22 protein-coding genes are annotated in these 22419 nt (G+C 67.7%); 15 read left to right on the forward strand and 7 right to left on the reverse strand.

Translation table 11 applies throughout. The features are described 5' to 3' along the window. Positions 1–25 precede the first annotated feature (25 nt). The 12 genes from AC5P5R_RS01485 to AC5P5R_RS01540 all read left to right on the forward strand — a co-directional run bounded on the left by AC5P5R_RS01485 (position 26) and on the right by AC5P5R_RS01540 (position 13427). On the forward strand, positions 26–472 hold the full coding sequence (locus tag AC5P5R_RS01485; RefSeq protein WP_099524488.1) for a GNAT family N-acetyltransferase: 447 nt from the start codon (positions 26–28) through the stop codon (positions 470–472). A gap of 229 nt (positions 473–701) precedes the next feature. Next, positions 702–2390 (forward strand): malate dehydrogenase (quinone), encoded by a 1689-nt coding sequence (gene mqo / locus AC5P5R_RS01490; RefSeq protein ID WP_087802937.1) that lies wholly within the window; start codon positions 702–704, stop codon positions 2388–2390. 353 nt (positions 2391–2743) lie between these two features. Continuing rightward, positions 2744–4951 (forward strand): TonB-dependent siderophore receptor, encoded by a 2208-nt coding sequence (locus AC5P5R_RS01495; RefSeq protein WP_060380586.1) that lies wholly within the window; start codon positions 2744–2746, stop codon positions 4949–4951. A gap of 190 nt (positions 4952–5141) precedes the next feature. Beyond that, the gene (mdcA, locus tag AC5P5R_RS01500) at positions 5142–6785 is read left to right on the forward strand and encodes a malonate decarboxylase subunit alpha (protein WP_164281465.1); all 1644 of its coding nucleotides are present in this window, start codon (positions 5142–5144) and stop codon (positions 6783–6785) included. A gap of 10 nt (positions 6786–6795) precedes the next feature. Continuing rightward, the gene (mdcC, locus tag AC5P5R_RS01505; RefSeq protein WP_049397623.1) at positions 6796–7116 is read left to right on the forward strand and encodes a malonate decarboxylase acyl carrier protein; all 321 of its coding nucleotides are present in this window, start codon (positions 6796–6798) and stop codon (positions 7114–7116) included. Then, positions 7113–8021, forward strand: coding sequence for a biotin-independent malonate decarboxylase subunit beta (locus AC5P5R_RS01510; protein ID WP_495226298.1), 909 nt, complete (start codon positions 7113–7115; stop codon positions 8019–8021). Before mdcC ends, AC5P5R_RS01510 begins: the two co-directional genes overlap by 4 nt. A gap of 2 nt (positions 8022–8023) precedes the next feature. Then, positions 8024–8728 (forward strand): biotin-independent malonate decarboxylase subunit gamma, encoded by a 705-nt coding sequence (mdcE, locus tag AC5P5R_RS01515; RefSeq protein WP_012479428.1) that lies wholly within the window; start codon positions 8024–8026, stop codon positions 8726–8728. After that, the gene (gene mdcG / locus AC5P5R_RS01520) at positions 8721–9362 is read left to right on the forward strand and encodes a malonate decarboxylase holo-[acyl-carrier-protein] synthase (protein WP_060380857.1); all 642 of its coding nucleotides are present in this window, start codon (positions 8721–8723) and stop codon (positions 9360–9362) included. Before mdcE ends, mdcG begins: the two co-directional genes overlap by 8 nt. A 35-nt stretch (positions 9363–9397) precedes the next feature. Beyond that, positions 9398–10213, forward strand: coding sequence for a triphosphoribosyl-dephospho-CoA synthase MdcB (gene mdcB, locus AC5P5R_RS01525; RefSeq protein WP_100437998.1), 816 nt, complete (start codon positions 9398–9400; stop codon positions 10211–10213). Then, positions 10210–11130 carry a malonate decarboxylase subunit epsilon gene (gene mdcH / locus AC5P5R_RS01530; protein WP_100437997.1) on the forward strand — a complete coding sequence of 307 codons (921 nt, stop codon included), beginning with the start codon at positions 10210–10212 and terminating at the stop codon, positions 11128–11130. The genes mdcB and mdcH overlap by 4 nt, the downstream gene beginning before the upstream one ends. 104 nt (positions 11131–11234) lie before the next feature. Then, on the forward strand, positions 11235–12602 hold the full coding sequence (locus AC5P5R_RS01535) for an SLC13 family permease (RefSeq protein WP_005408510.1): 1368 nt from the start codon (positions 11235–11237) through the stop codon (positions 12600–12602). Between the two features lie 105 nt (positions 12603–12707). Next, on the forward strand, positions 12708–13427 hold the full coding sequence (locus AC5P5R_RS01540; protein WP_024957000.1) for a GntR family transcriptional regulator: 720 nt from the start codon (positions 12708–12710) through the stop codon (positions 13425–13427). A 71-nt stretch (positions 13428–13498) separates the two neighbouring features. Here the strand turns inward: AC5P5R_RS01540 and AC5P5R_RS01545 are convergent, their stop codons facing one another. Further along, positions 13499–13831: a hypothetical protein gene (locus tag AC5P5R_RS01545; RefSeq protein WP_043034145.1), complete on the reverse strand. Its 333-nt coding sequence runs from the start codon at positions 13829–13831 to the stop codon at positions 13499–13501. A 151-nt stretch (positions 13832–13982) separates the two neighbouring features. On the opposite strand from AC5P5R_RS01545, the gene AC5P5R_RS01550 reads away from it, so the two are divergent. Further along, positions 13983–14930: a nucleoside hydrolase gene (locus AC5P5R_RS01550; protein ID WP_004147861.1), complete on the forward strand. Its 948-nt coding sequence runs from the start codon at positions 13983–13985 to the stop codon at positions 14928–14930. Positions 14931–14934: 4 nt separating this feature from the next. Here AC5P5R_RS01550 and AC5P5R_RS01555 read toward each other — a convergent pair whose 3' ends face one another. The 6 genes from AC5P5R_RS01555 to AC5P5R_RS01580 all read right to left on the reverse strand — a co-directional run bounded on the left by AC5P5R_RS01555 (position 14935) and on the right by AC5P5R_RS01580 (position 20860). Next, positions 14935–16194, reverse strand: coding sequence for an MFS transporter (locus tag AC5P5R_RS01555; RefSeq protein WP_005408507.1), 1260 nt, complete (start codon positions 16192–16194; stop codon positions 14935–14937). Positions 16195–16272: 78 nt separating this feature from the next. Further along, positions 16273–17286, reverse strand: coding sequence for a hypothetical protein (locus AC5P5R_RS01560; RefSeq protein ID WP_043034146.1), 1014 nt, complete (start codon positions 17284–17286; stop codon positions 16273–16275). A 125-nt stretch (positions 17287–17411) separates the two neighbouring features. After that, positions 17412–18725 carry a sensor histidine kinase gene (locus AC5P5R_RS01565; protein WP_100437996.1) on the reverse strand — a complete coding sequence of 438 codons (1314 nt, stop codon included), beginning with the start codon at positions 18723–18725 and terminating at the stop codon, positions 17412–17414. Then, positions 18722–19462, reverse strand: coding sequence for a response regulator (locus AC5P5R_RS01570; RefSeq protein ID WP_164281464.1), 741 nt, complete (start codon positions 19460–19462; stop codon positions 18722–18724). The genes AC5P5R_RS01565 and AC5P5R_RS01570 overlap by 4 nt, the downstream gene beginning before the upstream one ends. 57 nt (positions 19463–19519) lie before the next feature. Further along, the gene (locus AC5P5R_RS01575) at positions 19520–20065 is read right to left on the reverse strand and encodes a redoxin domain-containing protein (protein WP_100437995.1); all 546 of its coding nucleotides are present in this window, start codon (positions 20063–20065) and stop codon (positions 19520–19522) included. Positions 20066–20068: 3 nt separating this feature from the next. Further along, the gene (locus tag AC5P5R_RS01580) at positions 20069–20860 is read right to left on the reverse strand and encodes an alpha/beta fold hydrolase (RefSeq protein WP_100437994.1); all 792 of its coding nucleotides are present in this window, start codon (positions 20858–20860) and stop codon (positions 20069–20071) included. Positions 20861–21202: 342 nt separating this feature from the next. Here AC5P5R_RS01580 and AC5P5R_RS01585 point away from each other — a divergent pair, with 342 nt between their 5' ends. Next, a complete protein-coding gene (locus tag AC5P5R_RS01585; protein WP_100437993.1) occupies positions 21203–21847 on the forward strand; it encodes an HvfX family Cu-binding RiPP maturation protein in 645 nt (214 codons plus the stop codon). Positions 21848–21942: 95 nt separating this feature from the next. Beyond that, positions 21943–22419, forward strand: a complete 477-nt coding sequence (locus AC5P5R_RS01590) for an HvfA family oxazolone/thioamide-modified RiPP metallophore (protein WP_049460061.1) — start codon at positions 21943–21945, stop codon at positions 22417–22419.

Genomic DNA, 22419 nt, shown 5'->3' on the forward strand with positions numbered 1-22419 from the left:
GCCGATCACCGCAAGGATGCCCTGCATGCCTGTATTCGTCCGCGATGCGCGCCCCGAAGATGCCGCCGCCTGCATCGACCTGCGCGGGCGCACCCGCGAAAACGCCTTCAGCGCCGCGCAGTTGGCAGAGCTGGGCATCACCGAGGACAGCTGGGCGGCCGGCATCGCCCAGGGCGATTCGATCGGCCGCGTCGCCTGGGAGGGCGAGCGCATGGCCGGCTACTGCTTCGCCGACCGCGACAGCGGCGAGGTGCTGGTGCTGGCCCTGCTGCCCGAGTATGAAGGCCGCGGCCTCGGTCGCCAGCTACTGCAGGACGTGGTCAGCCTGACCCGCGATGCCGGCCACCAACGCCTGTTCCTGGCCTGTTCGGCCGACCCACGCTCGCGCTCGCATGGCTTCTACCGGCGCCTGGGCTGGCGCCCGACCGGCGAGATTGATGAGGCCGGCGACGAGATTCTTGAGCTGGTCTGAGTGAAGCTGTCGCCAGGGATGGCCTGACGCTGGCAAGGCTTCGTTCGCCGGGCATCACCCGGCGCTAGCGGGTGAGGATGGCGCGAAACGCCGGATGCTGCGTTGCATCAAAAACAGACCGGATCCGGTTAGAATCGCATATGGATGCTGCAAGGCGTTGTTTCTTCACGCCCTTTCCCTGCCCCACGCGCATCCTGACCCCTTCCCCTCCGCCAACGATCCCGCCCCCATGAAGAAATTTGGCAAGGCTCTTCTCGCCCTGCTCGTGCTGCTGTTGCTGGCCGCCGCGCTGTTCCTGTACTGGCCGCTGACCCAGCGCTCGGTGCCCGCCGCCAGCAACGACAAGCCCGTCGACGTTGTGCTGGTCGGCGCCGGCATCATGAGCATCACCCTGGCCACCTACCTGCAGGAACTGCAGCCGGACTGGAACATCCAGGTCTACGAACGCCTCGACGGCGTCGCCGGTGAAAGCTCCGACGGCTGGAACAACGCCGGCACCGGCCACTCGGCCTTCGCCGAACTGAACTACACCCCGGAACTGCCCGACGGCAGCATCGAAACCAAGCGCGCAGTCGGCATCGCCGAATCGTTCGAGGTCTCGCGCCAGTTCTGGTCGCACCAGGTGAAGGAAGGCCGGCTGAGCCAGCCCAGCGACTTCATCAACCCGACCCCGCACATGAGCTTCGTCTGGGGCGATGACAACATCGCCTACCTGCACAAGCGCCAGCAGGCCCTGGTGAAGAATCCGCTGTTCTACGGCATGCAGTACTCGGAGGATCCGGCTCAGATCAAGCAGTGGGCCCCGCTGCTGATGGAAGGCCGTGACCCGAAGCAGAAGGTTGCCGCGACCTGGATGCCGCTGGGCACCGACGTCAACTTCGGCGTGATCACCCGCCAGCTGACCGCCGGCCTGCAGCGCAGCCCGAACTTCAGCCTGCACCTCAACCACGAAGTGAGCGCGCTGCGGCAGAACGCCGACAAGAGCTGGAACGTGACGGTGAAGGACCTCAAGGCCGGCACCGAGTCCACCACCCACGCCCGCTTCGTGTTCATCGGTGCCGGTGGCGCTGCACTGAAGCTGCTGCAGATGTCCGGCATTCCGGAATCGAAGGACTACGCCGGCTTCCCGGTCGGTGGCCAGTTCCTCGCCTTCCAGGGCCAGGACGTGACCTCGCGCCACGGCGTGAAGGCCTACGGCATGGCCGAGACCGGCTCGCCGCCGATGTCGGTGCCGCACCTGGATGCGCGCAAGCTGGACGGCAAGCCGGTGGTCCTGTTCGGGCCGTTCGCGCTGTACAGCACCAAGTTCCTCAAGCACGGTTCGTGGTGGGACCTGTACTCGTCGGTGAACCACAACAACGTCGGCCCGATGCTGGAAGTGGGCAAGGACAACCTGGACCTGGTGCAGTACCTGATGGGCCAGGCGCGCCTGAACGATGCCGACCGCCAGGCCGAGCTGGTCAAGTACTTCCCCACTGCCAAGCCGGGTGACTGGAAGCTGGTCACCGCCGGCCAGCGCGTGCAGATCATCAAGCGTGATCCGCTGAAGGGCCCGGTGCTGCAGTTCGGTACCGAGATCGTGACCGACAAGGACCACACCATCGCCGCCCTGCTCGGCGCTTCGCCGGGTGCGTCGACCTCGCCGCCGATCATGCTGGACCTGATGGCCAAGGCCTTCCCGGACCAGATGAAGGCCGGCTGGGAAGCCCGCCTGCGCGAGATCGTGCCGTCGTACGGGCGCAAGCTCAACGACAGCGCCGCGCTGGTCAACGAGATCCGTACGCTGACCAGCCAGACCCTGCATCTGCCGTATCTGGAGGTGCCGGTGGATGCGAACGCGGCATCGCCTGCTGCGGCTGCAGTGCCGGCAGCGGCCAAGGAAAAGCGCAACGCCAACGAGGAACTGCAGGCGCTGTAAGCCCGCAGTTTGCTTTCGATGCAGACGGACGGCCACCTTCGGGTGGCCGTCTGTTTTTGTGCGAGGTGGGTCGGATCCCTCCCGCACGGAAGGGCTCTGACCTGCGCTTGGGATCCGATGATGGGGTCAGAGCCCATTGCCTGCGGCAACAGGATCCGACCCCGGCCCGCCACTGCTCTGCGCCGGAGAGCCCCTGCAAATGACGCGAATTGTAATGTTGTTAAGAATTATTTACATTTGCGTCCTGTGCAGTGATCGCACCTCCCCAGATGGACCTGACCGTGCCCGAAGCCGCCGCCCGGGTGCTGGACGACTGTTGCCGCCCTTCCCCGCTTCCGAGCCTCGAGCCCACCATGTCCCTGATCCTCCGTAACCGCCTGCCCCGCCGCGCGTTGCTGCCGGCTGCCCTGCTTTCGTCGCTGACCCTGCTGGCCGCGCCCAGCGCGTTCGCCGCCGCCGATGGCACTGCCGATGCCAAGACCCTGGACCGGGTCAGCGTCCGCGCCGAACAGTCCGCACCACCGTCGAGCACCACGCGCCTGCCGATCACCCTGCAGGAGACCCCGCAGTCCGCCACCGCCATCAGCCTGCAGCGCCTGCAGGACGAATCACTGTTCAGCATCAACGATGTGATGCGCAACGTAACCGGCGTGAGCGTGTCCTTCTATGACACGCAGCGCCCGCTGTACTACGCGCGCGGCTTCGCCATCACCGACTTCCAGGTCGATGGCATTCCCACCTACAGCGGCTCCACCAACCAGGAGTACGACACCGCCTTCTACGACCGTATCGAAGTGATCCGCGGCGCCAACGGCCTGCTCAGCGGCGCCGGCGTGCCGTCGGCCACGGTCAACCTGCTGCGCAAGCGCCCGGGCAAGGAATTCGATGCGTCGTTCGCGGTCAGCGCCGGCAGCTGGGACTACCGTCGCATGGAGGCCGACGTGACCGCGCCGCTGACCGCCGACGGCCGCTTCCGCAGCCGCGTGGTCGCCGCCTACACCGAACGTGGCCTGTATTACGACCGCTACGACGAGAACAAGATGGCCGGCATGGCGGTGCTGGAAGGCGACGTCACCGACAGCACCACGATCACCCTCGGTTACCAGAGCCAGGACAACAACCCCACCGGCTCGACCTGGGGCACCGTGCCGTTCTTCGACAACCAGGGCCATTTCGCGCACCTGCCGCGCTCGACCAACCTGTCGCCGAAATGGAGCTACTGGAAGCGCGAGAGCAACACCGCCTTCGCCAACCTGGAACAGCGTTTCGGCGACAACTGGCTGTTGAAGATCAACACCGCCTATACCCGTGGCAACGTGCAGAACGTGCGCCTGTACGGCACCGGGGAGCCGGACCCGGTGACCGGCTCGGGCATCTTCCTGCGTGCAGCCGCCGGTGATTCGAAGGACACCCGCCGCAACGTCGACGCCTACCTGACCGGCAGTTTCGATCTGTTCGGCCGCGACCACGACGTGACGCTCGGCGCACAGTGGTCGGACCTGGAAGGCACGACGAATACCCTGGCACTGAACTTCCCGAGCGACTGGGCAACGTGTGTCAGCGCCACGGGTGCACGCGAGCGCTGCTACTACATTCCCAACGTGTACAACTGGAACGGCGACATCTCCGAGGTGACCTACCGCCGCACCGGCGCGCGCCGCGTGGCCAAGACCACGCAGAGTGGCGTCTACCTGGCCACCCGCCTGCGCCTGGCCGATCCGCTGTCGCTGATTGCCGGCGCACGCCTGAGCCGCTGGGAAACCCTCACCCGCTCCTACAACGCCGCTGGCACCTACACCGGCACCAGCGGCGCGTACAAGGTGAGCGATGAAGTCACTCCCTACGTGGGCCTGGTCTACGACATCACCCCGAACGTGTCGGCCTATGCCAGTTACACCGAGATCTTCAACCCGCAGAACTTCAAGGACCGCAACGAGAACCTGCTGGCACCGGTGCAGGGTTCGAACCTGGAAGCGGGCATCAAGACCCAGTGGCTGGACGGCCGCCTGACCGCCAACGCCGCCGTGTTCGAGGCCAAGCAGGACAACTACGCCGTGCGCGACATGGGCGTGCCGGAAGGTTCGCTGAGCGATGGCACCTCCGCCTACATCGGCGTCAACGGCACCAAGGCACGCGGCTGGGAAGTGGACGTCAACGGCGAGATCCTGCCGGGCTGGACGGTCAATGCCGGCTACACCCACGTCAAGGTCACCCGCGCGGCTACCGACCTGCTGTACGCCAACCCGCCGAAGGATCTGTTGCAGCTCAACACGCAGCTGCAGCTGCGCGGTGCGCTGGAACGCCTGAGCGTTGGCGGTGGCGTGCAGTGGCAGAGCAAGGTGCAGGGCTACAACATCGCCTATCCGCTGGGCGGCACGGTGACGGTGAACCAGCCGGCCTACATGCTGGTGCAGTTCAATGCCAACTACCGCATCAGCGACAGCTGGACCGCAACGCTGAGCGTGCGCAACGCACTGGACAAGACCTACTGGGCGAATCTGGACTACAACAACTACGGCGAACCGCGCTTCGTGTCGGCCAGCCTGCGCTGGAAGTTCTGAGCAACCCGCGAACCGGTGGGTGCCTGGTGGGTGCCGACCGTTGGTCGGCACGCCCTCCGCCGCGACCCACGGTCGTGGCCTACCTGAATGGGCCCGCCTCCGCGCGGGCCCTTCCTTTTGCTGCACTGCAGGTTGCGGCGCCCTTCGTAATTATTTCGTAATTACATCGACACCAATCGGAAGCCGGTCGATGAACCCGAGCTGGGATACGTTGGAACGCAGCCGCCAGGCCCGCCTGGAACGTGCCGCGCCGTGGGCCCGGGGACGCGAGGTCGCCGCCGGCGACGTAGGCGAGCTGCTGCACGCACTGCTGGAGCCAGGCGACAAGGTCTGCCTGGAGGGCAACAACCAGAAGCAGGCCGATTTCCTCGCCCAGGCCCTGGCCGATCTTGACCCGGCCCGCGTGCACGACCTGCACATGGTGCAGTCGGTGCTGTCGCTGCCGTCGCACCTGGATGTATTCGAGCGTGGCATCGCTTCGAAACTGGACTTCTCGTTCTCCGGCCCGCAGTCGGTGCGGTTGGCCAACCTGGTGGCTGAAGGGCGCATCCAGATCGGTGCCATCCACACCTACCTGGAACTGTTCGGCCGCTACTTCATCGACCTGACCCCGCGCGTGGCCCTGGTCGCCGCGCAGGCCGCAGATCGGCACGGCAACCTGTACACCGGGCCGAACACCGAAGACACGCCGGTGATCGTCGAAGCCACCGCCTTCGGTGGCGGCATCGTCATCGCCCAGGTCAACGAGATCGTCGACACCCTCCCCCGCGTCGACATTCCCGCTGACTGGGTCAACTTCGTGGTGCAGGCGCCGAAGCCGAACCATATCGAACCGCTGTTCACCCGCGACCCGGCGCAGATCTCCGAGATCCAGGTGATGATGGCGATGATGGCGATCAAGGGCATCTACGCCGAGTACGGCGTGAACCGCCTCAACCATGGCATCGGCTTCGACACGGCGGCCATCGAACTGCTGCTCCCCACCTACGCCGAATCGCTCGGCCTGAAGGAAAAGATCTGCCAGCACTGGGCGTTGAACCCCCACCCGGCACTGATTCCGGCAATCGAATCGGGCTTCGTCAGATCGGTGCATTCGTTCGGTTCGGAACTGGGCATGGAGAAGTACATCGCCGCGCGAGGCGATGTGTTCTTCACCGGCGCCGATGGCTCGATGCGTTCCAACCGCGCCTTCTCGCAGACCGCCGGCCTGTATGCCTGCGACATGTTCATCGGTTCCACATTGCAGATCGACCTGCAGGGCAACAGCTCCACCGCCACCCGCGACCGCATCGCCGGCTTCGGTGGCGCACCGAACATGGGTTCCGATGCACGTGGCCGGCGCCATGCCAGCGAGGCCTGGATCAAGGCCGGCCAGCAGGCCGCGCGCCCGGGTGAGATGCCGCGTGGGCGCAAGCTGGTGGTGCAGATGGTGGAAACCTTCCGCGAGCACATGGCGCCGGCCTTCGTCGAGCGCCTCGACGCCTGGGACCTGGCCGAACGCGCGAACATGCCGCTGCCGCCGGTGATGATCTACGGCGACGACGTCAGCCATGTGCTGACCGAGGAAGGCATTGCCAACCTGCTGCTGTGCCGCACCCCTGAGGAGCGCGAACAGGCGATCCGTGGCGTGGCCGGCTATACCGCCGTGGGCATGGGGCGCGACCGCGCGATGGTGGAGAACCTGCGCGACCGCGGCGTGATCCGCCGTCCCGATGACCTCGGCATCTCCGTGCGCGATGCCAGCCGTGACCTGCTGGCGGCGCGTTCGGTGAAGGACCTGGTGCGCTGGTCCGGCGGTCTGTACGACCCGCCCAAGCGCTTCCGCAACTGGTAAGGGGCTGAGCATGGAAACCCTCGACTATCGATTCGAAGGGCACACTGCGGTGCAGTTTCCGCGCGATGCGGTGCTGGTCGGCGTGCTGGCCTCGGGCAACCTGGAAATCCTGCTGGAGCCGGCCGCACTGGACGGCGCGATGACGGTGCGCATCATCACCGCCGCGAAGGGCTTCGGCAGCGTGTGGCAAGCGGTGATCAGCGACTTCGCACAGCGTCATCCGCTGCGCGATGTAAGCATCTCGATCAACGATGCCGGTGCGACCCCGGCGGTAGTCAGCCTGCGCCTGGACCAGGCCGTGGAAACCCTGCGTGCTGGAGATCCACGATGAACCGGACGCAGCGCTACAGCTACTACGAAGCCGATGCGCGCGAGCGTATCGCCAGCCTGGTCGATGCCGGTTCCTTCAGGGAATTCCTCGGCCCGGCGCGGCGGATGATAAGCCCGCACCTGGCACAGCTCGACCAGCCCGCGGCGTTCGACGACGGCATCGTTGTCGGCGAAGCCGCGCTGCGTGGCCGACGCGTGCTGCTGGCCGCGCAGCAGGGTGAATTCATGGGCGGCGGCGTGGGCGAAGTGCACGGTGCCAAACTGACCGGGCTGCTGCGCCGCGCAGCCGAAACACATCCCGAAGGCGTGCTTCTGCTGCTGGACACCGGTGGTGTGCGCCTGCACGAAACCAATGCAGGGCTCATCGCCATTTCCGAGATCATGCGCGCCACCCTGGACGCGCGTGCAGCGGGTGTGCCGGTGATCGCGCTGATCGGCAGCGGCAACGGCGCCTTCGGCGGCATGGGCATCGTCGCCCGCTGCTGCAGCACGGTCATCATGTCCGAAGAGGGGCGCCTGTCGCTGTCCGGCCCGGAAGTGATCGAAACCGTGCGCGGCGTGGAAGAGTTCGATTCCCGCGATCGCGCGCTGGTCTGGCGCGTAACGGGAGGCAAGCACCGCTACCTGATCGACCAGGCACAGGTGCTGGTGCCCGATGCCATCGAGGCCTTCGCGCAGGCGGCCAGCAACGCGCTGCAGCCCGATACCAGCAGCACCGATCCAGACACTGCACTGGCCGCGCTGCAGGAACGCCATGCGGCGCTGAAGGCGCGCGTGCAGGCCTGGGGCGATTGCCGGGATGGCCTGGAGATCTGGGCCCGTCAGGGCATCACAGCCCCCGAGCGACTACCGCTGCTCGACACCGATGAGTTCCTCATCGCCACCGCCGACCGGAGCCTGCCATGAGCATGCCGCTGCAGACCCTGCTCGATGCCCTGTTCCCGCATGGGCATGCCATTGCGGTGAACGATTCGGTGCTGACCGGCAGCGCTGCCACCGAGGATGGCGAGGTGACCGTGATCGGCACCGCCGACAAACTCGAAGTCGGCGTGGACCACGCACTGGCACTGGCCGAAACCGTGCTTGCCAGCACCGGCGCACATCCACAGCGGCCGATCGTGATGCTGGTGGATACCGCGGGCCAGCGCCTGGCGCGGCGCGACGAACTGTTGGGCATCAATGGTTACTTTGCGCATCTCGCGCAGACGCTCGATCTGGCACGCCGCCGTGGTGCGCGCCTGATCACCCTGGTCTACGGAGAATCCGTCAGTGGCGGCTTCCTCTCATTCGGCCTGATGGCCGACCACATCCACGCCCTGCCCGATGCACAGGTGCGGGTGATGGACCTGCGCGCAATGGCGCGGGTGACCAAGCAACCGCTGGAGAAGCTGCAGGCGCTCAGCCAGAGCTCGCCGGTGTTCGCACCGGGCGTGGAAAACTACGTGGCGATGGGCGCGGTGGATTCGTTGTGGGAGGGCGATCTTTCCCAGCACCTGCTGCAGGCCCTGCGCACGCCCGCCGAAGGCGACCTGCGTGCCGCACGCGGCGCACAGCGTGGCGGCCGCGCCCTGGCGGCAGGGGTTTCGACTGCGGTGGCCCACGGCGATGCCTGAGCGGCCTGCCCGCCACACGCTGGCCTGGCTGTCGGCCGATGCCGACTGGCGGGCTGACGTGACTGCACACGAACCGCGCCTGGCAGCATGGTTCGCACAGGGCCTGCCAGGCATGGTGGCACGCAGTGCGGCGGATGATCCCGACCCGCGGCTGCGCCTGGGGGTGCCGCTGCCGCCAGGCGAAGGCAAGCAACGGCTGGCGCTGCGCGTGGCCCTGCAGGACATCCAGCACCTGCAGCCTCCCCCTGCCCTGGATGAGATTCTCGCCGGCGGCGTTCCGGCTGATTGGCAGGCGGCACTGCAGGCAATGCTGCGGCTTGCACCGGCCCGCGTGTTCGGCGCCTTCGCCTGGCAGCACCTCAGCGGCCTGCCCTATGTGCATGCACGCTCGGACATCGACCTGCTGTGGCAGGTGGGTGACGCACGCCAGGCCGACCTGCTGGTCGAGCGCCTGCAGCACTGGGAAAGCGCCTTCGGGCATCGGGTCGATGGCGAACTGTGCCTGGTGGATGGTGGCGCGGTGAACTGGCGCGAATACGCCGGGCGCAGCCGCGAGGTACTGGTCAAGCGCCTCGATGGTGCCGCACTGGAACTACGTGATGCGTTGTTCGCCTCCACCGGGGTGAGCGCGTGAACGCCCTCGTGCAACCGGCGGCCAGGCCAGCTGCCGTGGACAGCGCGCGTCTGGGGCGCCTCGCCATCGCCAGCCTGCACGCCGAACTGGCCCTTGCACCCAAGCCAGGGTTGGTCACGCCATTCGACAGCGGCAGCCACCACGACATGGACGCAGGCACGTTCCTGCGCAGCCTGTTCACGCTGCGCCACTACTTCGTCGCCGTGGCCGACGCCGGTGCCAGCGCGGCGCCGTTCCAGACGTTGCGCCGGCACGGCATCGCTGCGGAGATATCGATGCTGCACGCCACTGCGGGCATCAACACTCATCGCGGCGCGATCTTCAGCCTTGGCCTGCTGGTGGCGGCTTCCGCTGCCTGTCGGGGCCGCGCGGGCGGTGCCATCGCAGCCGAGCAGGTCTGCCAGGAAGTGCGCCGATGGGCTGCCGAGCTCGCCGGCGCACCACTTGATGCGAACAGCCCTGGCCAGCGCGCGCGCGCACGGCACGGCGTGCAGGGTGTGCGCGAACATGCGGCCGCCGGCTACCCACTGCTGCGCGAGGTGGCACTGCCTACACTGCGCCACGCGCTGGCCAGCGACCTGCCACGCGAGGCCGCGATGTGCCAGACCCTGGTGCAGCTGATCGCGTGCGTGGATGACCTCAACCTGCTGCACCGTGGCGGCGCCAACGGCCTGCGCTGGGCCCAGCAACAGGCGCGAGGCTTCCTCGATGCCGGTGGCGCCTTCGTACCCGGCTGGCAGGCACGCCTGCACAGCATCGGTGATGGATTCGTCGCACGCCGGCTGAGCCCCGGCGGCAGTGCCGACCTGCTGGCCTGTGCCTGGTTCCTGCTGCAGCAGGAGGTCGCATGAGCCTTGCCCTTCTCTGCTCCGGCCAAGGTGCGCAGCATGCGGCGATGTTCGACCGCGTACGCGATCTGCCCGCCGTGCGCGACGTACTGGAGACCGCCAGCGCAGTGCTTGGACGCGACGTGTTCGCGGCAGCTGCTGACGAATCGCGCTTCGACAATGCTCTGGCGCAGCCCTTGCTGTGTGCAGCCAGCCTCACGCACTGGCAGGGACTTCGCGAAGCGGTGCCTGCACCGGTGCTGGTGGCCGGCTACAGCATTGGCGAGCTCGCCGCGCACGCCATCGCCGGCAGCTTCGATGCCACCACCTGCCTGGCGCTGGCTGCGCAACGTGCGCAGTTGATGGACGGCGCCAGCCCCGCCGATGCAGGCCTGCAGGCGGTGCTCGGGCTGGAACGCCATGTACTGCAGCCGCTGTGCGATCTGCACGGCGCGCACGTGGCCATCGCCAACGGGCAGGACCATTTCATCGTGGGCGGCACGCACGCCTCGTTGCAGCGGCTGGCCGATGCAGCGCGGGCGCAGGGCGCGGACATCCGTCTGCTGCCGGTGCGCGTGCCCGCACACACACCATTGCTGGCGACGGCGGTCGCACCGTTCGCTGCCGCACTCGATGCATCGCCACTGCAGGCCCCACGCCTGCCGCTGCTGGCCGGCATCGATGCGCGACCGGTGCGGGACCGCGCAACGGCAGTCCACACGCTGTCGTTGCAACTGGCGCAGACCATCGAATGGGCGCAGGTGATGCGCCAGGCCTTCGAGCGCGGCGCGCGCGTGTTCCTGCAGCTGGGCCCGGGCAACGCGCTGGCGCGCATGGTCGCGCCGGCCTATCCGTGCTGCGAGGTGCGCGCGGTGGAAGAGTTCCAGAGCCTTGAAGGCGCGGCGGCCTGGGTCCGCAGCGCGCTGGAGCGGCTGCAGTAACGGGTTCGAGCAGTACGTATCACGCAACACGCCGTACGTCGCCTTACCCCGGGATGGCGGGTCTCCATCCGTGCTGTACGTGAGTCACGTGTCTGGGAGGGCGCATGAGTCCACAAATCGCAACGATCATCGGTCTGGTGATCATGTTCATTGTTGCCACGGCGATGCCGATCAACATGGGCGCCGTCGCCTTCGCGCTGGCCTTCATCATCGGCGGGCTGTGGGTCGACATGGGCGGCAAGGAGGTCCTGGCCGGCTTTCCCGGCGATCTGTTCCTGACCCTGGTCGGCATCACCTACCTGTTCGCCATCGCGCAGAAGAACGGCACCATCGACCTGCTGGTGCACTGGGCAGTAAAAGCCGTGCGCGGCCATATCGTGGCCATTCCGTGGGTGATGTTCGTGATCACCGCGGTCCTCACCGCGTTCGGTGCGCTGGGCCCGGCGGCGGTCGCGATCATCGGTCCGGTCGCGCTGCGCTTTGCCAAGCAGTACAACATCAATCCACTGATGATGGGCCTGCTGGTCATCCATGGCGCGCAGGCCGGTGGCTTCTCGCCGATCAGCGTGTACGGCAGCATCACCAACGGCGTGGTGCAGAAAGCCGGGCTGGAAGTGACCGAGATGGCGGTATTCCTGACCAGCCTGGGCTTCAACTTCATGATGGCGACGATCTGCTTCTTCGCGTTCGGCGGCATCGCCCTGCTGCGGCGTGGCTCGATCACCGCGGCCGGAACGCTCGGCAATGCCGAGCTGGCGATGGCCGGTGGCCCACAGGCCTCGTCGCGCCAATTCGCCATCGAAGGCCATGGCGCGCTGGTCGCAGCCGGCGGCGGCACGCTCAGCAATGATCCGGCAGCACTGGATGCGGTGAGCCTGACCCGCGAGCGGCTGTTCACCCTGATCGGCCTGCTCGGCCTGGGCGTGGCCGCGCTGATCTACAACCTCAACGTCGGCCTGGTCTCGATCACCGTGGCTGTCGCGCTGGCACTGCTGTCGCCACAAAGCCAGAAGGGCGCGGTGGATGGCATCAGCTGGTCCACCGTGCTGCTGATCTGCGGTGTGGTGACCTACATCGGCGTGCTGGAACATGCCGGCGCGGTGGACTTCATCGGCAATGGCGTGTCCGACATCGGCATTCCGCTGCTCGGCGCGCTGCTGGTCTGCTACGTCGGCGGCATTGTCTCCGCATTCGCCTCGTCGGCTGCGGTGCTGGGCGCCACGATTCCGCTGGCGGTGCCGTTCCTGATGCAGGGTCACCTCAGCGCCGCCGGCGTGATCTGCGCGCTGGCGGTGTCGTCCACCATCGTCGATGTCAGCCCGTTCTCCACCAATGGCGCACTGGTGGTGGCTTCGGCAGCCAAGGAGGAACGCGAGACCCTGTTCCGCCGCTTCCTGGTCTACAGCGGACTGGTGGTGGCCCTGGGGCCGCTGCTGGCCTGGCTGGTATTCGTGGTACCGGGCTGGATGTAACCACCCAACGGTAGTGCCGGCCGCTGCCCGGCAATCCCATGAAGCCATCCAGCGATCATGGGTTGCCGGCCAGCGGCCGGCACTACCTGGCGGTACACTTCCTCCATGGCCATTGCCCCTGCCCCGCGGTCACCGAAGAAGCGCGCACCTCTGTACGAAGAGGTGGCCGAACACGTGCGCGAACGCATCTACGATTACCGCCTGCCGCCGGGTGAGTGGATCGACGAGCCCGCACTGTGCGAAGAACTGGGGATCAGCCGTACGCCGCTGCGCGAGGCGCTGAAGCTGCTGGCTGCCGAAGGCCTGGTGCAGATCGATGCCGGTCGTGGCTGCCGGGTCACCCGGTTGACGCTGGAAGACCTCAACCAGCTGTTCCCGGTGATGGCGATGCTGGAAGGTCGCTGCGCGCACGAGGCGGTCAGGCACATCGACGATGCCGGCGTGCAGCAGCTGGAAGACCTGCATGCGGCGATGGAAACCGCGGCGGCCGAGGGCAACATCGCCGAGTACTACCGCAACAACTACCTGATCCACGAAACCGTGCAGCACTACGCCGGCAACCCGTGGCTGATCCGCATCACCCACGATCTGCATCGCATCCTGAAGATGCATCGCGGCCGCCAGCTGCTGACACCGGGGCGCACCGCGCAGTCGCTGGCCGAACATCGCGAGCTGATGGAGTGCTTCCGACGCCGCGACGCGCAGGCTGCCGAACGCACCATGGAGCGCCATCTGCTCAGCCAGGGCCAGGCTCTGGCCGCCTATGTGGCAGCAGGCGGGCTGTTGAACGTGCCGGCGCCCTTGCCGACCGAAGGCGGCGGTTGAGCGGATGAGGTTGCCGGCCAGCGGCCGGCACTACCAGGACGTGACCTTGGCCGGCACCCTGGAACGTCTCATCAATCGCCGCCACCGCAGCTGCCGCCGTCACCACCCCCACCGCTGTCGCCGCTTCCGCAGTCGGAGCTGCTGTAGCTGTGATGGCTGTGGTTGTCACTGGAATAGCCAACGGAGGTGTCATGGCTTCCGCCGCCATCCCCCCGGCTGCCCGAGCCATCGGCCGTGGCCACCGCCATGCACAGGATGGCGCCGACCAGCGGCAGCAGCCAGACCAGCAGCAACTGCACCGTCCGGCCGCCTGCCGAGAGGCCATCGCGCCTGACGATCACCACGGTAGCCACCACGTTCAGGCCCAGCACCAGCAGGACCAGCAGAAGGGCAACGATCAGCATTCGGCGGTTCCGTGCCTGGACTGGGGGCATTATGGCCTGCCTCCCCGGCAATGGCCCTGCCTGTCATGAAGATGGGACAATGTAGGGCGCGCCGGCCTGCTTCCGGGCCGCCGGCGCCCCCCGCACCACACGGAAGAAGAAGAACAACAACATGCTGAAAGTCATTTTCGATACCGACCCGGGCGTCGACGACGCCCTGGCCCTGCTGTACCTGCACAAGCACGCCCAGATCGACCTGATCGGTGTCACCACCACCTTCGGCAATGCCTCGGTGGAGTCGACCACGCACAATGCGCTGTACCTGAAGCAGGCCTGGGGCTTTGCCGCCCCGGTCGCACGCGGTGCCGGCGGCCCGCTGCAGCCGGAAGCCACCCCGGAAGCCTGGCCGGTGCACATCCATGGCCACAACGGCCTGGGCAACCACCCGGTGCCGGCCAGCCTGGACGTGGCGGCCGATGCGCGCCCGGCCCACCAGCTGATCATCGACCTGGTCCGCGCCCATCCGGGCGAGGTGACCCTGGTCGCGGTCGGCCGCATGACCAACCTGGCCCTGGCCCTGCAGCAGGCGCCGGACATCGCCGGCCTGGTGCGCGGCGTGGTGATCATGGGCGGCGCCTTCCACGTCAACGGCAACATCACCCCGGCCGCCGAGGCCAACATCTGGGGCGACGCCGAAGCAGCCGACGTGGTGTTCACCGCCAGCTGGCCGGTCACCGCCATCGGCCTGGACGTGACCACCCGCGTGGAAATGGACCGTGACGGCCTGGACAAGCTGGCTGCGATCGGTGGTGCCGATGCCGAACTGGTGCGTGCGCTGTCGCAGGATTACGTGGACTTCTACCTGCAGGCCGGCCACAAGGGCATGGTCGTGCACGACTGCTGCGCCTGCATCGCGCTGACCCGTCCGGAGCTGTTCCAGTTCGAGCGCGCCAGCGTGCGCGTGGCCACCGACGGCGTCGCCCGCGGCATGACCATTCCCAAGCCGGAAGGCCTGGCGTTCGGCCCCAGCGTGTGGGACGGCCACGTGGTGCAGTCGATTGCCATCGGCGTCGATGCGGCCGCCGTGCTGGCCGACATCGAGCAGACCCTGAAGGTCTGACCCGCTAGCGCTTGGCCCTGCCCGGGACCGTCTCGGGCAGGGTCCACAGCACCGGCAGCACCAGCACCGCCACCAGTGCGATCATCGCGCCCGGCGCCGCCGCCCAGCCGCTGCGTTCCACCCACCATTGCGCCAGCCAGGGCGTTGCACCGCCGAACACGGCCGTGGCCATGGTCACCCCCAGTGCCAGCCCGCTGACCCGCCCTTCGCCGGGGAACTGCTCGGCCGTGGCCGGGGCCGCCACCGCGCTCACGCCACCGGCCACGCAGGCCAGCAACACCGCGGCCAGCGCGATGCCCAGCGGCGTCGCCTGCGCCATCCACGCGAACAAGGACAGCGGCAGCAGCGCTGCCAGCACGGTCAGGCCCAACAGCACCGGCCGTCGTCCGACACGGTCGGACAATGCGCCGCACAGGGGCGTGATCGCGATCACCGCCACTGCCGCAATCGTCGACAGCCACAGCGCATCGCCCTCATCGTGGCCCCGCGCATGCAGGAATGCGGGCACATAGGTGATGCCGACGTAGTAAGTAATCGAGCCCAGCGCCGAGATCGCGAACGTGCGCGCCACCGCCAGCGGATGGTTGCGCAGCACATGCTTCAGCGGCGTCGCGGGAATGCTGCCCTCGCGGCGCTGCCGCTCGAACTCCGGCGACTCGTGCATGCCCGAGCGTGCGACCAGGATCACCAGTGCCAGCGCCGCGCCGACGAAGAACGGAATACGCCAGCCCCAGCTGTCCAGCTGCGCGGGCGCGAGCAGCGCCACGGTAACCGCAGAGATCGCCACCGCCAGCAGCGCACCCACCTCGCTGGCGGCCGAAGCCAACGAGGTCACCAGGCCGCGTCGCCGCGCCGGTGCGCTTTCCAGCAGGTACGCCACCACGCCGGTGTACTCGCCGCCCACCGAAAACGCCATCACGCAGCGCAGTAACAGCAGCAGTACGCCCGCCGTGGTGCCTGCGGTGGCCGCGGTTGGCAGCAGCGCGGTGGCCAGCATTGCCGCCGCCATCAACGCCATCGAAGCCAGCAGCATCCAGCGCCGGCCCAGGCGGTCGCCAAGGTGGCCGAAGCACAGCGCGCCGAGCGGGCGCATCAGGTAGGACACCGCGAAGCCGGCCAGCGTGACCAGCAGCGCCTGTTCGCCGCCGCCGAAGAACACCCGCGACAGCACCGTGGCGAAATAGAGGTACAGGGTGAAGTCGTACCACTCCACTACCGTGGACAGGCCCGCCACCCACATCGAGCGCTGCCGCGCCGCGGTCATTGCGTATTCGCCTTCAACAGCCTCGATCCCGGTTGCGCAGGTTCCGCGCAGCGTGGCATGGACGGGGTGAAATACCGGTCATCGGCTGTCCGCTGCCTGCATGTACTGGGTTTCATGGCCGGTGAAGCGCTCACCGTCAAAGCCGAAGCAGAAGCGCCCCTCCTCGAACACGCGGTAGACCAGCAGCGCACCATCGAGGCAGAACTGCTGCTGGTCCACGCTCGTCTCCAGTGTCCCGTAGCCGGTGGCCTCTCCGCCCTTCCCCGCCGGGCCGGTGAAGGCATCGAACGGCAGTGGCGTCGCCCTGCCCGTGCGGGTATCGACCAGCACCAGCGTGCGCTGGAAGTACTCGGGTCGATCATCGACCTGCACCAGCAGGTAGTGCTTGTTGAAATTGGGTTTCTGATGCTGGAGGGCATCTTCGATGGCTCCGCGGTGCCGCGCATCGCAGAAGTCGACCGGGCTGTAGCGGTAGCTGCAACCGTCGTGGTCGTAGGGCAGGTTCATGCCCGAGTAGCTGACGCCTGCCTGGCTGCCCAGATCGTCTCCCGGTTCCGGCGTGCTGCACAGCAGCCATGAGCGCTGCGCATCCTCGGGATCGGCCAGCAGCTTCGGCTCACGGCCTGCCTCGTACGCCGCGCCACCCGGGAATTCCTGCCCGAAGCGCTGGCGGACGATGGGACGTGCCTTCTCCAGCGGCAGGCCGATCTTCGCGCCACGGAACGAGACGAAGGTCATCGTCGGCAGGATCACCTCCTCCACCGGCAGCCCCTTCCATTGCCCCTGCACGCAGAACGTGGCGATCTCGTTCTCCCCGTCCTCCTTGCAGGGCTTCGGCGCGTTCGTCGCCAACCAGGGATGGGCCGGGCGCCTGGTCTGCTGATCGATGTACCAGCCGTCCAGCGCGCAGGTCGGCAGGGCATCGAGCAGCGGAGAGAGGTCTGTTGCGGTGGCCGGGGCGGCAAGTGGTGCGCCCGCTGCGGGTGCCCCGGTCGGCGCATCCGTTGTGCGCTGGCAGGCCGCCAGCGCGAGTAGACCGACCAGCAGCGCGACGTGGCGCGGGCGCCGGATTGAATGCTGCGTTCCCTGCATTGCGTGTTTCCTGGTTTCGACACTCCCTGCAGATGATCGCCGATCCCGAAGCCGTGCAGGAACGTCGCAGATCCCACATCGGGGTCAGAGCCCTTCGCTCCCGCAAAGGGATCCGACCCCGCCCGTTACCCCGGCAGCTGCAGTTCCGCCCGCAGGCCGCCGCCCTCGCGGTTGTGCAACCTCAGCGAGCCGCCCAGCGACTGTGCCAGCTGCACCGCGATGGCCAGGCCCAGGCCAGTGCCGCCTGTATCGCGGTTGCGCGAGCTTTCCAGCCGATGGAACGGCGCCAGCACTGCCTGCAGCTGGCCCTCGGGAATGCCAGGGCCACGGTCGGAAATGCTGATCCACACTCTGCCGGCGTCATCACGGCCCGCCTCGATCTCGGCGGCACCGGCGTAACGCAACGCGTTGTCGACCAGATTGCCGACCACCCGGCGCAGCGGCTGCGGCCAGGTCTGCACGACCAGTCCAGCGGGCGCACCACCGCTGACCGGCTTGCCCATGTCCTCGTAATCGCCCACCACACTGGCCAGGAACGCGCCCAGGTCCATCGACACCGGTGCGCCACTGGCGACGTGGCTGCTGCGCGCATAGGCCACGCCCTCACGCACCAGTTGACCCAGGTGGTCGAGGTCGTCCAGCAACCGCTGCTGGGTGCTGTCTTCAGGCAGGGTCTCCACCCGAAGCTTCATGCGCGTGATGGGGGTCTGCAGGTCATGCGAGATCGCGGCCAGGATCTGCAGACGCTCAGTGACATGGCCGCGAATGCGTGCCTGCAGTGCGTTGAGCGCGGCCGCCGCGCCGCCCACTTCCGCCGGGCCATCTTCAGGCAGTTCGGGCCCGTCCTTGCCCGGCTGCAGATGCTCCACCGCATGCGACAGCTGCTGCAGCGGGCGCATGGCCAGGCGCACCGCCAGCCACGCGCACACCAGCAGCAGCGCCAGCTGCACCAGCAACACGGCGGGCAGCCAGCGCGCCAGCGGCAGGCCCGACGGGGTGACTTCGATGGTCAAGGGGGTGCCGTCGTGCAGGCGCAGTTCCACCTCGAACCGCTCCGGCAGGCGAGCCACCTGGCGCGCCTGCAACGGATAGCGGTGCTGCAGGCTGTCGTCGATGATCGCGGTGACCTGGCGTGCACGATCGGTCTGCAGCCCGGGTCCTGCGGCGGCCGGGCGCAGCAGGTAACGGTAGGTGCGCCGCTCCAGCCGCGGCACCCAGGCCGCGCGCTGGCCTGCGGGCAGGTGCTCCAGCAGCGCGACACTCACGGCCACGTCTTCATCGAGGTTGCGCAGCATCATGCTGCGGGTGGACTGGTAGCGTTCGAAGAACAGCAGGCCGAAGGACAGTGCGTGGGCCAGGGTCAGTCCGCCCAGCAGCACCAGCAGCAGCCGCGCCGACAGCGTGCGCGGCCAGCGTGGGCGGTGTGCGGTGGTGTTCATTCGTCCGGCCCCAGCAACTGCACCGGCACGCTGAACACATAGCCTTCGCTGCGCACGGTCTTGATGTAGGTCGGCTCGCGTGCGTCGTCACCCAGGCGCTGCCGCACGCGGCTGACCAGCAGATCGATCGAGCGGTCGAACAGTTCGGCATCGCGGCCCTGGGTGAGGCTGAGCAGCTGGTCACGGCTGAGCACCCGATTGGCGTGATCGAGGAACACGCGCAACAGGCGGAACTCGGCGCCACTGAGCGGATGCGCGGTGTCCTGCGCATCCAGCAGATGGCGTGCGGTGGTGTCCAGGCGCCACTCGCCGAAGGCCAGCTGGCGACCTGCTTCGCTCACCTGCAGATTCGGCGGCAGCATCTGCGTGCGGCGGATCACCGCATTGATGCGTGCCAGCAGTTCGCGCGAAGAGAAGGGCTTGGTCACATAGTCATCAGCGCCCATTTCCAGGCCGATGATGCGGTCGGTCTCGTCGTCGCGGGCGGTCAGCAGCACCACCGGCACCGCACGATGCTTGCCGGCGCGCAGGTTGCGGCACAGGCTCAGGCCGTCCTCGCCCGGCATCATCACGTCCAGCACCACCAGATCCACGGCATGGGTATCCATCAGCGCGCGCATGGCCCGGCCACCGTCGGCCTGGCTCACGCGCAGGCCGTTGCGCTGCAGGTAATCGGCCAGCATCTGGCGGATCTCGCTGTCATCGTCGACGACCAGCATATGCGGTACGTGGTTCATTGCGTTCTCGATGAAGACGGAGGTCAGGGCCGCGCTGCGGGGCCATGGTAGCGCGGCTCAGGGGTTGGCCAGCAGGCGCTGGATCTCGCTTTCGGTACGTGCGTAGTCGCCCTCGCCGTAATGGCGGTAGACCACCCGCCCCTGACGGTCGAGCAGGTACAGCGCGGGCCAGAAGCGGTTGCGCCAGGCGTTCCAGATCCGGTACTGGTTGTCCTGCACCACCGGCCAGGTGATGTCCAACCGTGCGATGGCCTTGCGCACGTTGCCGGGCAACCCTTCATAGGCGAACTCCGGCGTATGCACGCCGATCACCCTCAGGCCCTGCGACGCATAGCGTGCATGCCACTGGTGGACATGCGGCGCCACGTTGAGGCAGTTGCGGCAGGTGTAGGTCCAGAACTCGACCAGCACCACCTGCCCCCGCAACTGCTTCAGTGTGAGCGGTGGGCTGTTGTGCCAGGGCCCGCCACCGTCAAACCCCGCCATCGGTTCTGCATCGAGCGGTTGCGCGCCGGCATCCGCGCCGGGCCAGGCCATCAACAGCGCAGCCCCACCCAGCACGCCCATCAGCAACGGCAGCACGTACGCACGCAGGCCGGCCATCGCTCAGCCCCCCTGCTCGGCCAGCGGCAGTTCCGCCGGCTTCACCCCCGCCGCTTCCAGGATGCTGTCGGCCACCTGCGCCGGATGCGAAAGCAGCGACACATGGCTGCTGCCGATCGATTGCAGCTGCGCGCCAATGCGCTTTGCGGTGGCGGCCTGCAGCTGCGGCGACAGCATGCGATCGTCACGGCTGAGCACGTACCAGCTCGGCTTGCTGCGCCACGCCGCAACGTTCACTACTTCGCCCAGCGCGCTGGCCTTCAACGGGACCTGCGTGCTGTACAGCAGTGCGGCCGACTTCTTCATCACGTCCGGCGCGAAGTCCTGGGCGACAGCGTCAGCCGGCAAGGTCAGGTAGCCGTCCCTTTCCTGCAGGCGGGCCAGGCCCGGACCGACCGGGAAGCCTTCGCCCTGTTGCGCCGAAGACTGCCCCGCATCCGGTGCGAAGGCCGCCACGTACACCAGCGCCTGCACCTTCGGGTCATTGCCCGCTTCGGTGATGACCGTGCCACCCCAGCTGTGGCCGACCAGCACCACCTTGCCGGGCGCGGCGGCAATCGCGCGGCGGGTGGCGGCGACGTCGTCGGCCAACGAGGTGAGCGGATTCTGCACGGCCACCGCCGGCAGCTTCCAGTCATGCAGGGTGCTGATGACCTTGCTCCAGCTGGAGCCATCAGCGAACGCGCCGTGCACCAGGATGACGGTGGGCGGTGCAGCGGTATCGGCCTGGGCAGCGAAGACAGGGGCGGCGGCGGCAAGGGCGAGAGCGGCGGCCAGCAAGGAGGTACGGATCATGTGGGGCACTCCGGAGTTGGGAGTGGCCATTTCCGCCTGCCGGTGTATCGGCGCTGTTTCTCCGCAGCGCGGAGTTGTACCGGACTGTAGGGCGCAGGCGGGTTTCTACAGTGGGATACATTCGCGCGCCGGTCCTGGCCGGGCGCTACCGGGTGGGTATCGCTCCCCGCACGCGCGCGCGCAACGCCCCGATGTGCATCCACGCATCGTCTTTGTATCGGACTGTACGAAACCCCGGCCGCGGCCACAGTCGCTGACAAAACCCCGGGCAACGGCACACGTTGCCGATACCTGCGCCGCCTGGAATGGCTTCCATCGACCACTGGCCCGCAGGACACCACCATGATCAGCACCGCTTCTTCCGTGTATACCCCCCGCCTGGACGCCGTCGGCCGCTGGCTCTCGCCATTGGCGTTGCGCACCCTGCTGGCCTGGGAGTTCTTTGAATCCGGCCGCGAGAAGCTGGGCGGCCAGAACTGGTTCGACGACCTGGAAGGCCGCTTCCCGTTCCCGTTCTCCGCCCTGCCCGCATCGCTGAACTGGCAGCTGGCGACCTGGCTGGAACTGGTGGGCGCGGTGATGCTGCTGCTCGGCCTGGCCACGCGCTCGGTGGCCTACGTCTTCTGGATCCTCACCATCGTTGCCATCGCCGCCGTGCACTGGCCCGACCAATGGAACGGCCTGGGTGAACTCTGGCAGGGCTACGCGATCACCGACCAGGGCTACGGCAACTTCAAGCTGCCGCTGCTGTTCCTGGCCATGCTGCTGCCGTTGATCCTCAACGGCGGTGGCGCACTCAGCGTGGACCGGCTGCTGGCCGGCCCCGGCCGCGCCACGGCAGGCAATGACGGCCTGGGCTGGGGCGTCAGCCTGATCGCCCTGCTGCTGCCGGTTGCCGCGCTGTTGCCCGGCATCGGCTTCGGTGGCGCGCTGCTCGGTGGCGTGCTGCTGCTGGGCTATCTGCTGCGTCGTCGCCGCGCGGCCTGAGCCGATTCCCCTGTTCCCGCGCCTTTCGCTTTCCGTCGCCTCCTCGGCGGCGTCCATCCCGCACGCCCCGCGTGCTTTCCCAAGGAGTCATCACCATGTACATCTCGACCAGGAACACCCCCTCCTCCCGCCTGCCGCGCATCGGTGCCATCGGCATTGCCCTGGCCGGTGGCCTGCTGCTGGCCGGCCAGGCCGCGGCGATCCAACCGCTGGCGATCAGCGCGGTGGCCATGAGCGCCGCCGCCGAAGGCAAGTGCGGTGAAGGCAAGTGCGGGGCCAACAAGGCCACCACCGGCAAGCCCGCCGGCAAGGCCAAGGTGGCCGAAGGCCAGTGTGGCGAAGGCAAGTGCGGCGACGCCTCGTTTGCCCGCACTGACCGCGACCACGACGGCAAGGTCTCGCGTGCCGAGTTCAACGCTGTGGCCGCCAAGCGCGCCGCCGAGTTCGACCGCATCGACACCGACCACGACGGTTACATCAGCGAGCAGGAAGCGCACGACTACCTGCGCAGCGTCTACACCGCCAACGGCAAGCCGATGCCGAAGGGCCTGTTCTCCCGCGTTGCCGATTGA

It is taken from the genome of Stenotrophomonas sp. YJH_SMC_19, assembly GCF_059367915.1.